The sequence below is a fragment of the Streptomyces sp. MJM8645 genome (genome assembly GCF_001625365.1).
Lineage (GTDB): Bacteria > Actinomycetota > Actinomycetes > Streptomycetales > Streptomycetaceae > Kitasatospora.
The window spans coordinates 853,988-865,171 of record NZ_LJJF01000002.1 but is presented as its reverse complement, the minus strand read 5'-3'; the positions used below and the strand labels follow the sequence as shown (position 1 = coordinate 865,171).

Here is an 11,184-nt window from a genome sequence, read left to right as displayed (position 1 = left end):
CATCCCGACGAAACGCCGGCACCACCGGCAACACCCGCGACACCGGAGACCCCGATGGCCCCGGAAACCCTGACGGCCCCGGCGCTGGGAGTGTCCCAGGTCCGCCGGTACTACCAGCTCGTCGACGCCGGGGACGTGCCCGCGCTGGTCGCCCTGTTCACCCCGGACGCCCGCTACCACCGCCCCGGCTACCAACCCATGGTCGGGCACGCCGAACTGGAACGCTTCTACCGCGACCAGCGGGTGATCCGCGCCGGTGTGCACACCCTGGCCACCGTGGTCACGACCGACGACGAGGTGGCCGTGCACGGCCTGTTCCGCGGCGTGCTGCACGACGGCGGTGAGGTCGAGCTGCGGTTCGCGGACTTCTTCCGGATGACGCCGCAGGGCCGCATCGCCGCGCGCGACACCTTCTTCCACGTGCCGGCGGTCTGAGGCGGTGGACGCACCCGGTGACACCGCGCACCACGTGCTGCGCGTCGGCCACCGCGTCAGCCACCGCGACGGTTACCGCGACGGCGATGGCCACGGCGACGGCCCACGCGGTCGCGCGTTCAACCCCGACGGGGACACTTCAGTACAGGAAAGCGGGAAGCAGTTGACCAAGACGGTCCTCACCTCCGACATCCCGGCGTTCGTCGGCAGCGGACGGCCACCGTTCGACGCACGGGCCATCCACGAGCTGGTCGCCGAACAGGCGGAGCGGGCCCCGCACGCGCCCGCCGTCACCTGCGACGGGCGGACCCTGACCTACCGGCAGCTCAACGACCGCGCCAACCGGCTCGCCGGGCGGCTGCGAGCGGCCGGACTGAGGCAGGAGGACGTCGTGGGCGTGCTGGTGCCGCGGTCGCCGGAGCTGATCGTGGCCCTGCTCGCTGTCCTCATCGCGGGCGGGGCGTACCTCGGACTCGAACCGGACGACCCGGCCAGCCGCCACGCGCTGCTGCTCAAGGACGCCGGCGCGGACATGGTGATCGTCGGAGAGGCCTTGGGGGAGCAGCTGCCCGACACCGTCGTCACGGTGACGGTCACGGTGACGGAAGGCGGCCCGGCGCAGGAGCCGGCCACCGGGCCGGCGGCTGCGGCCCGCCCCGGCGACCCGGACCGGCTCGCCTACGTCAGCTACACCTCGGGCTCCACCGGCGAGCCCAAGGGCGTCGGCGTGCCCCACCGGGCGATCGACCGGCTCGTCCGGGGCGCGGACTGGGTGGACGTCCGCGCCGAGGACGTCTTCTTCCACCTCGCGCCGGTCGCGTTCGACGCGTCCACGTTCGAGATCTGGGCCCCCCTCGTCAACGGCTGCCGGCTGGTCCTCTTCCCCCCGGTCGCCCTCACGCTGGAGCACGTGGCGCGCGTCGTCCGCGCCGAGCGTGTGACGGTGCTGCTGCTGACCACCGGGCTCTTCCACCAGATGGTGAGCTCCCACCTGGAGGCGTTCGCCGACGTGCGGCACGTCCTCACCGGGGGCGACGTGGCCTCGCCGGGCCACGTCCAGCACCTGCTGGCCCGCTACCCGGAGCTGCTCTTCACCAACGGCTACGGGCCGACCGAGAACACCACGTACACGACCTGCTGGACCAGCAGCACCCTCCCGGAGCTGCGCAGCGTGCCGATCGGCCGCCCGATCAGCGGCACCAGGGTCGCCGTGCTCGACGGCGACCTCAGGCCGGTGCCCGCCGGCGAGTGCGGCGAACTGTACGTGGCCGGGGCGGGCCTGGCCCGCGGCTACCTGGGCCGCCCGGCCGCAACCGCCGAACGGTTCCTGCCCGACCCGTTCGGGACCGAGCCGGGGGCCCGGATGTACCGGACCGGCGACCTCGTGCGATGGCTGCCCGACGGCACGCTGGAGTTCGTCGGTCGCGCGGACGACCAGGTCAAGGTCCAGGGCTACCGCGCCGAACCGCGCGCCGTCGAGGTCGAGCTGGAACGGCTCGCCGAGGTGCGGCACGCGGTCGTGCTGCCGCAGGCCGATCCGGCGGGCGGCACCCGGCTGCTGGCCTACGTCGTGCCCGCGCAGCCCGATCCGGCGGGCAACGCCGACCTCGGTCGGCGGCTGCGCCACGAACTGCGGGACAGGTTGCCGGGCTACCTGATCCCCTGGGCGATCCTCGTCCGCCCCGAACTGCCGGTGAACCGCAACGGCAAGATCGACCGCCGCGCCCTGCCCACCGCCACCCGGGTACCGCGCAACGTGGCCAACGAGTACGTCCCGCCCGTCACCGAGGTGCAGACGCGGCTGACCGAGTTGTGGGGCGACATCCTCGGCATCGAACCGGTCGGCGTCGACGACGACTTCTTCGACCTCGGCGGACACTCCCTGCTGGCCACCGACCTCCTGGTCGCCACCCAGCGCGAGTTCGACGTGGACCTCCCCGCGCAGATCCTGTACCTGTCGCCGACCGTCGCCGAGCTGGCGACGGCCCTCACCGCCCGGATGCGGACGGCGGGCCCGGACGGCCCGGCGGCGAGCCCGGACAGCCCGGTGGCGAGCCCGGACGGCCCGACGGCGGTCCCGGACGGCCCGGCGGCGGCCCTGGCCGACGGTGCACGGCAGGAGCAGGCCCGATGACGGCGGTTCCCCCGACCCCGCGATGCCCGGTCCTCGCCCCGCAGCCCGTCGACCTGATCGACCCCGACCTCTACCACTCGGGCGGGGCGCACGAGGTGTGGCGACGGCTGCGCCGCCACGCCCCGGTGAGCTGGCAGCCGGTCGGCGACATCGGCTACTGGTCGGTCGTCGGCTACGCCGAGGCCAACCGGGTGCTCCGCGACCACGACACGTTCACCTCCGAACAGGGCACCCTGCTCAACCTCCTCGGCCAGGGCGACCCCGCCGGCGGTCGGCAGATGGCCGTCACCGACCCGCCCCGGCACGCGCACCTGCGCGGCCCGCTGCAGCAGGCGCTGTCGATCAAGACGGTGGAGAACGACCGGGAGGCCATCCGCCGGGTCATCGTCGAGCTGCTCCGGCCGTTGGCCGACGGCGGCCCGTTCGACTTCGCCGCCGCCATGGCGACCCTGCCGATGGCGGTGATCGGCACCATGATGGCGCTGCCGGAACAGGACTGGACGCGGCTGGTCCGGCTCGCCCACGCCTGCATCGCCGCGGACGACCCCGAGTTCCAGCTCGCCGCCGGACCGCAGGCCACCCTCGTGACCGCCCACCGCGAACTGTTCGCCTACTTCCAGGACGTCGTCACCGCGCGTCGCCGCGCACCGGGTGACGACCTGATCAGCGTGCTGCTCACGATGGAACTGGACGGACGCCGGCTGTCGCCGGGCGAGATCGTGTCCAACTGCTACAGCCTGCTGCTCGGTGCGACCGTCACCACCGCCCAGCCACCGATCGCGGCGATGGTCGAACTGGCCGGGACGCCGGTCCTGGACGACTGGGCGGCACACCCGGAGCTGCTCGGCAGCGGCGTGGAGGAGGCACTGCGATGGGCCTCGCCCACCCAGCACTTCATGCGCCACGCCACCCGCGACGTCGAGGTCCGGGGCGTGCCGATCCCCGCGGGGGACGCGGTCGTCGTGTGGCTGGGGTCGGCCAACCGCGACGAGACCGTGTTCGCCGACCCGGACACCTTCGACATCCGGCGGCGACCCAACAAGCACATCGCGTTCGGCGTCGGCGCGCACTACTGCATCGGACACACCGTCGCCCGGGTGGCCCTGCGGATCCTGTTCGCCGAACTGCTCGGCCGGTTCACCGGCTTCGAACTCGCCGGGACGCCGCGACGCATGCGCTCGAACATCATCGCGGGCTTCACCCACCTGCCGATCACCGCGCAGACCCGCTAGGGCGTGTCTTCAAACCCCCGCAGCCGCACCCCAGAAGAAACCCCACCCGGAAGGTCATCAGTGAACGCTCCGCCGGCCCGTACCCGCAACAAGTGGTTCCTGCGCGAGCCGTCGCCGGTGGCACCGGCACGGCTGTTCTGCCTGCCCTACTCCGGCTGCGGAGCGAGCATGTACCGCCAGTGGCCGTCATCGGCCAACGGCGTCGAGGTCTGCCCCGTGCAACTGCCCGGCCGGGAGAACCGGATGCGCGAGCCCGCCCACACCACCTACGAGGCGCTGGCCGACGACCTCTGCGAGGCGCTGCGCCCCTACCTGGACCGTCCCTACGCGCTGTTCGGGCACTGCGGCTCCGCGTTGGCGGCGTACGAGACCGCCGTACGGCTGGTCCAGAGGGGCTGCCCCGCCCCGACCCGGGTGTTCGTCTCCGCCGAGGTCGCGCCGCAGGACGGCCCCTACGGCCGCTTCCTCGGCATGAACGACGACGAGCTGGCCGGCGAACTGCGCCAGCTCGTCGCGGAACTGGGCGGCACCCTGGAACCGAGCCTGCTCGCGCTCTACCTCGGCGTCCTGCGGAACGACGTCGACATGAACAAGCGCTACCACGTGGCCGAGCCGGTCCGGCTGCCGTCCCCGATCACCGCCATCGGCTGGACGGAGGACACGGGCATCGAGCCGTCACTGATGACCGGCTGGTCGGCCTGCGGCGAAACGACCTTCGAACTCCTGGAGGGAGGCCACTACCGCTTCATCGAGGCGCCGACGGACCTCCTGGCGCTCCTGGTCGCGGACCTGACGCCCACCCGGCCCGGCACCCCCTGAAACCTGCACCCGGACGAGCCGGCCGGTAGCTTCGATCCGCAACGGGCCCCGGCAGAGCGGTGCTCTGCCGGGGCCCGCAGGCGTCAGTCGGTCACGGCGTGGGGCCGAGCCTCTGCCAGGCGTCGCTCTTGCCGGGCTCGTCCGTCGCCTTGTTCCACCACTTGGCGCGCCAGTAGAAGCCGTTCCACGACGCCGTCGAGGCCCAGGCTCCGTCGGGGTCCCCGGCGATGATCTTCGTGCTGGAGGCGGTGGCGCTGTTGGCGGGGGCGGCGAGGTAGACCGGGGTCTTCCACCAGTCGGTCCCGTCGGCGAAACCGCCCAGCGCGTAGGAGCTGCCGTGCTTGGGGCCACCGATGACCTGCCGGTCCAGCGCCGGCTTGCCCGCGGTGGCCTGGTCCGTGCTGAGCGGCACCAGACGCCACCACTGGTCGATCTTCCCGTCGCAGTCCCGCACCGTGAGTGTGCCCCTGGCCGTGGTGGCGCCGAGGCACTGGTCGTGACCGCTGGTAGCGGACTTGATGTGGTACCAGCCCTGGTCGTCCTCGCTCACCGTCCACAGCTGGTTGGCGTTGCCGGTCTGCTTCATCGACAGGTGGGCGTCGGTCCAACTGCCGGGGTGGTCGAGGACGTTGCCGCTGTTGCGGTCCTCGATGATCCACTTGTCGCCGGTCTGCCAGAACGCGAACGAGGGGTTGGGGTTGTAGGCGTGCGCCTGCCACGGCGCGGCCTGGCACTGGGCCCCGGACACCGTCGGAGGATCGACCGTCGTCACCGCGCGGCGCTTGTCGCCGGTGGATCCGTAGTCCTTGCCGCCGATCCTGAAGGTGACGTTCGCCGGACCGGTCACGGGCAGGTAGTACTTGATCTCGATGTCCTTGGACTTCCCCGCCGGTACGTCCTCGCAGTAGCCGAGCTTGATGGTCACCCGGTGGAAGTCGCCCTTCAGCCCGCCCGCGTTGGGCCCGGTGTGACCGGGGACGATGCCGCTCATCTCCTTCCAGGCCCCGTCCTTCACCACCGGCGGGGCGGAGGTGGGGAGGTCGAAGGAGATCTCCGTGCCCTGGGCGAGGGCGACCTTGGAGTTGTTGGTGATCCGCAGCTTCGGCTGCATCGGCCACATGTCTCCGACGGTGGTCGGGAAGTCCACCAGCTCGGCCTTGACGTCGATCACCTGGGAGGGCAGCGGCTTGCCGCCGCCGGTGGTGTTGCCGTACGCCCCCGCGCCCTTGAGCGCGTTGTCGAGGCGGGTGGTCAGGTCGTAGCCCATGCCCCACTCGCCGTTGGAGCGCTTGGTGTAGTCGCCGGCGAGCTCCCAGATCATCGCCCCGCCGATGCCCTTGTCCGCGATGTACTTCACCTTGGCGTCGATCGACTTCTCGTTCTCCGTGGAGAGGAACACCTTCTTGGCGTCGTTCCACAGCCACGACGACTGGAGCGGGTCGGAGTACTTCTCGGCGTAGCTGCCGGTCAGCTTGCCGGCGCCGGTGGCCGGGTCGACTCCGTAGGACTTCAGGTAGCCGGGGGTGCGGCCGTCCTGGAGGTTCTTGGTGTGCCACAGCGGGTTCGACCCGGCGCCGACCTCGCGGCCGTCCTCGGTGTCGTGCCACACGTTGTCGATGCCGGTCGCGCCGAGACCGCAGTCCTGGCCGTTGGCAGGGCCCCGGCCGCCGACGCCCAGCGGGCACTTGGACTGGTCCGGCATGGCGGAGGTGCCCCACAGCCCGTCCGTGCCGCCCTGCACGCTCTGCCAGCCGCGGGAGTAGTAGGGGATGCCGAGGTTGATGCGGCCGGGCGGGAGGGCGCCGCGGTAGTAGTGGTAGGCCCAGTCGATGTTGAAGTAGCCGTTCTTCTGGTAGTCCTTGGTGTCGGCGCCCTGGTCGTTGTAGATCCCGGCGGCGGCCAGCTCGTTGTCCTGCCCGGTGTCGTAGAGCGGGGCCTGCGGGCCGACGTACTTGTTCCAGGAGCCGTGCAGGTCGTAGCTCATGACGTTGACGTAGTCCTGGTACTGCAACGACTGCCCGGCATCCAGCCCGCGCACGAGGTAACCGGACGCGGAGCCGGCCGAGGTGAGCAGGTAGTAGCGGCCCTTGCCCGCGCCCGCCCGGTCCAGCTTCTCCCGCAGCGTCTTCATCAGGGCGTTGTAGCCCTGCTGGAGGCCCTTGCGGCGCGGATCGGAGACGTCCCAGTCGTTGGGGTTGCCCGTGTTGGGCAGCGCGGTCGGGTACTCGTAGTCGATGTCGACCCCGTTGAACCCGTACCGGTCCAGGAAGTCGGCGACCGAGTCCGCGAACGTCTCGATGCCCGCCTGGTTCACCGAGCCGTCGGCGTTGGTGGCCATCGCGTAGAAGTTCCGGGTGTCCGCCCAGCCGCCGACCGAGATCAGCGTCTTCACGGCCGGGTGCTTCTTCTTGTAGGTGTTCAGCAGGTTGAAGTGGCCCTTGTACGGGAGGGACGGATCCATGGCGTTCCGGTCGCCGTCCCAGGTCATGCCGGTGGCCGGGTTCTTCGGGTCGTTCACGTCGCCGATGCTGATGCGATTCCCGTCCACCTTGGCGAAGGCGTAGTTGACGTGCGTCACCTTCGACCAGGGGATGTTGGACGCCAGGTACGCGGGGTCTCCCGTGGCCCCGGCGCGCCATCCGGTGAAGTACCCGACCGTACGACGGGTGCGGTTGTTGCCGACCCACTCCCGGCCGGCGTTGTCGTACACGTCGCAGTAGCGGGCGGCGACGCCCGCGGTGGGCGTCATGCCCTCGGGCCGGCAGTCACCGGAGGAGGCGGGCTTCGCGCCCCGGTCGTCCGCGGAGTCGTCGAAGGGCGAGCCGGCGTCACCGACCTCCTGCGGTTTCTCCGGGGTGAACCCGGTGGCCTGCCACCGCTGCCCGGGGTCGTCGGACGCGCAGTCCTTGAGGGCCAGCGTCTCGTCCGGGCCGGCAGCCGTCAGACACAGGCCGCCGTTGCGCAGGCGCGTCCATCCGCCTCCCGCGTCCTCGGCCTGCCAGACCTGGCCCGCACCCCCGCCGTCGTCCTTGGCCAGCCGCGCCTCGTGCCGGCCGGTGTCATGGGCCAGGACGGGCCCGCCGTCCAGGGCGCTGACGACCTGCCACCCCTCGGGCGTGGCACGTGTCCACCACTTCTGCGCGGCGTTGCCCTTGGCGGCGAGCACCTTCACCCGGGTCCCCGGCTCCGGGTTCGCGTTGTCCACGTCGGCGACGAGGTCACCCTTGGCGGACTTGAGGGGGCCGGCGCGGTCGATGGGCAGGGGGCGCGGGATGATCTTGATGATCGAGGTGTCGATCTGCCACAGCTGGGTGGCGGCCAGCGGCTCCTCGGTGCTGCACGGCCAGAGCGCGCCCCACGTCCCCCAGGGGGTCAGGCACCACTTTCCGCCCTCGGTCGTGATCCGGAAGGCCAGTTCGTTCCTCTTCTGACGTTCGAGCGTCCACAGCCGGGGCGTATCGGAGACCGAGGCCCACTGCCGCGTTGCGCCACCGTCTCCTTGCAGGTACTGCCCGCTCTCGTTCCGGATGGTGGTCTCCAGCCGCCCGCCGGGCTCGGGCAGCTCACCGTTGATGAACCATCGGCTGAGCTGGCTGTCGTCCGGACCGGTGGACACCCACTTGGAATCGGAACCGGCCCGCCGGAGCACGCCCGCGTCGCCGCCGGCGGAGCCCTGCGGAACCGCGGAGATCTTGACGGTCTGCCGCAGCCCCACGCCGTCACTCCCCTTGCCGGGCGTTCCCGCGCAGGTGAACGTCCTGCGCCGCCCCGGGGTCTCGGGCCCCGCGGCGGCGAAGGCCGTCAGGCAGGCGCCGAGGGCCTTCTGCCCGTACGCGTTGGGGTGGACGGCTTCCTGCTTGTCCCCCTGGGATCCCCAGAGCCAGCCCTTGGACATGTCGAACTGGTAGGGGATCCACCGGACCCATTCGGCGTCCGCCTCCGGCAGCGGGTTGGCACGCGAGTTGCCGCTCGTGGCCTGTTTGGCGTTCTGGTTGCACAGTTCGTGCCCGGCGAACGCGTCCTCCACGTTCAGCAGGGACGCCCCGGTTTCGAGCGACGCGGCGCGCAGCGCCGCGGTGAGGTCCGGCATGAGCTCGTCGCGGGCCCAGTCCGCATCGGCGTTGCGGAAGGGGCATCCCCCGGTCGTGTAGCGGGTGGGGAAGCCGTACTGCATCTGCGTGCTGCGGGGCAGCGGATTCGGATACGTGCTCAGCACGAGCTCGTAGTCCTCGCTCGTGTATCCGGCGTCCGTCATGACGGAGCGGATCTTCTGCAGGGCGTTGTGGACGCCCTCCCGTGTCTTTTCCAGTTTCTCCTGCAGCGGGGTGGTCTGTCCCGGCTTCTCCTGCAGCGAGGTGTCCGGGGAGCCGGAGTTGCAGGTGCCGCTGAACACTCCCACCCAGTAGCGCTGGACGCAGTCGCGGATGATGTCGGAGAAGCCCAGGTCGTTGCCGCCGATGGACACCACGATCGTTTTGACGTCGTAGTCCTTCGCCAGTCGTGCGAGCTGTTCGGCCTGCGGGGCCTCACCCTGGTACGCCTTGTCGATGATGTGCTCGGTTCTGGCCCCCGAGCAGGCGATGTTGAAGCGGCGCTCCCTGGGGATGCCGCCGAACACGGCGCTCATGATGGGCGCGACGTCCGAGCGGTCGCAGCGGTTGCCGCCCTCGTACGACGTGGCGCCGTAGACGCAGTCCTGGCCTCCCCCACAGCCGTCCTTGCGGTCGGTGCCCCACACGTCGCCGCTGGGAGAGGCGTTGGCGTTGCCCGCCCACCGGCCGCCCTCGCCCGAGATGTAGCTGTCGCCCATGGAGACGACCGCGCTCGAGTCCTCACACGCGTCCCCCGCTGCGGCCCTGGGTGTACGGCCTACCGGGTTGTGCACCGTGCTGTACGTCCATTTGCTCATATCGCACGGATCCGGGCGGTCGGGCTCGGACCGGACCGGCAGGTGGTCTGCCCCGGTGCCGCGTTTGACGGACACCCTCAGGTTCCTCAGCTGGTCGTGGGCCACCACGTAGTCCAGGGCGCCCGCGCTCAACTGCGTAGACGCCGGCGGGCCACCGGGAACCTGGTTCGTGGTGGCGTAGAACTTGTTGTAGGGCTCACCGTCGCCCGGAGCCGGCGCGAGGGTGTCGGGGAGGCTGTTGAAGTCCCCCATGATCTGCCACGGCTGGCCCTGCTTCTTGGCGCGGACGGCGTTCACGAGGGCGCGCGTGTGGGGATTGACCGCGGGCCCGACGCGGATCGACGCGGCGTGGATGTCGAAGTACCACGTGCCACCGAGCTGGATTCCGAACGCGGGACGAGACGTGACCCACCTGTTGTTGTCCACGGTCGGCGTCACGATGTCGAGGCGTTCGATGTCTTGCCCGTCATCAGCGGGCGCGAGGCCCTCTCGGACCCAGATCGCCATCGATTTCGGCGCGTTGCTGCCGATGTCGGGATCGTCCTCGGGGCCGCCGTCCCCGTCAGCCCAGTTTCCCCATTCCTTCTTGTCGAGGACCTTCAGGTAGTACAGAACCCCTCGCACCCCACGGGCCCGCCCGGAGGAGTGGTACGGCGCCTTGTACAGCCGGTACTTCAGGCTGGATTTACCCCTGTTGTTGACTGTTTCGTGATCCAGTTCGTTGGAGGCCCACTCCAGCTGGCGCAGCTGTGCGCCGTCCGGCGTGGTGGTCGCCTCCTGCATCATGATGACGTCGGCGTCGGGCATCAGGGCTTTGACCTCGCCCCATTTGTTGCCGCCCTGCATGTTGAAGGTGACGGCGCGCAGCTGCGGGTCGGTCAGCGCCATGGCGGGCGCAGGGGTCAATAGCGTGATCAGCGATCCCAGTAGGCCGGCCAGTGCGGCCGCCACCACGGACCGTCTCCAACGCCCCGGCGGACCGGCGAAGGGGGAGAGTGAGGGCGATATGCCCATGAGAATCCTTACTTGCTCACGACGCGCACCGGCCGCACGACGGCGGCCGATCGGCCTGAACCATTCATGATGATTCGTCAACGCACAATAAGATGCGTTTCCCTTGACGAAGGCTCCACGACTGCTCAGCGACACAGAACAGTGCGAAGCGCCCAGTCCCATGACCGTGAAGCCGGAGCATGACTCGCCGAGGCGACAACCGGGCCCGGGAACAGAAAAGGCCGACTCCACCAACGGGATCCGCGACCACCAGGCTGGCCGCAGCTGGTAGACAACCGATGAACACCGCTTCCGGCCGCACCTGGTCGACGAACTACAGGTACCGGCCCGCGTACAGGGTGTCCTCCGTCGACGCGGACGCGGCCGGAGCGCCCAGCGTGGACATCGACGTGAACGCCAGGAACAAGGCCGTGCCTATGGCGGCCAGTCGTTCGGGCCGCGGCCCGCGTGGCCACACCATGGGGAATCCCACTGATCGCGCCTCAACTCATCTCCGCATAACGCCCGCATCGCGGGGCGCGGGCAGGCTAGGGTCGGCGCGTTGACAGCGGATGGACGATGCGTCAACGGCGACGGGGCCGACGCCGCCCGCGCCCCGCCTGCGCCCCTCGGTGACTGTCTGCGCCCCTCGGTGCCTCCGA

At 70.6% G+C, this 11,184-nt stretch carries 5 protein-coding genes; 4 read left to right on the top strand and 1 reads right to left on the bottom strand.

The features are described from left to right. The first annotated feature begins 54 nt into the window (after nt 1-54). From A6F73_RS34400 to A6F73_RS34385, 4 genes are all read left to right on the top strand, one after another. Nucleotides 55-435 carry a nuclear transport factor 2 family protein gene (locus tag A6F73_RS34400; protein ID WP_063352271.1) on the top strand — a complete coding sequence of 127 codons (381 nt, stop codon included), beginning with the start codon at nt 55-57 and terminating at the stop codon, nt 433-435. A gap of 163 nt (nt 436-598) precedes the next feature. Beyond that, a complete protein-coding gene (locus A6F73_RS34395) occupies nt 599-2,569 on the top strand; it encodes a non-ribosomal peptide synthetase (protein ID WP_107453146.1) in 1,971 nt (656 codons plus the stop codon). Further along, on the top strand, nt 2,566-3,801 hold the full coding sequence (locus A6F73_RS34390) for a cytochrome P450 (RefSeq protein WP_063352269.1): 1,236 nt from the start codon (nt 2,566-2,568) through the stop codon (nt 3,799-3,801). Before A6F73_RS34395 ends, A6F73_RS34390 begins: the two co-directional genes overlap by 4 nt. Before the next feature lie 60 nt (nt 3,802-3,861). After that, nucleotides 3,862-4,620 (top strand): thioesterase domain-containing protein, encoded by a 759-nt coding sequence (locus A6F73_RS34385; protein ID WP_063352268.1) that lies wholly within the window; start codon nt 3,862-3,864, stop codon nt 4,618-4,620. A 91-nt stretch (nt 4,621-4,711) separates the two neighbouring features. Here the strand turns inward: A6F73_RS34385 and A6F73_RS41945 are convergent, their stop codons facing one another. Further along, nucleotides 4,712-10,483, bottom strand: a complete 5,772-nt coding sequence (locus tag A6F73_RS41945) for a glycosyl hydrolase family 18 protein (RefSeq protein ID WP_244293807.1) — start codon at nt 10,481-10,483, stop codon at nt 4,712-4,714. Nucleotides 10,484-11,184 lie beyond the last annotated feature (701 nt).

Excerpts from the sequence above, each read along its gene's own strand:
- A6F73_RS34390 (WP_063352269.1), top strand. The coding sequence starts at position 2,566 with ATGACGGCGGTTCCCCCGACCCCGCGATGCCCGGTCCTCGCCCCGCAG.
- A6F73_RS34400 (WP_063352271.1), top strand. The coding sequence starts at position 55 with ATGGCCCCGGAAACCCTGACGGCCCCGGCGCTGGGAGTGTCCCAGGTC.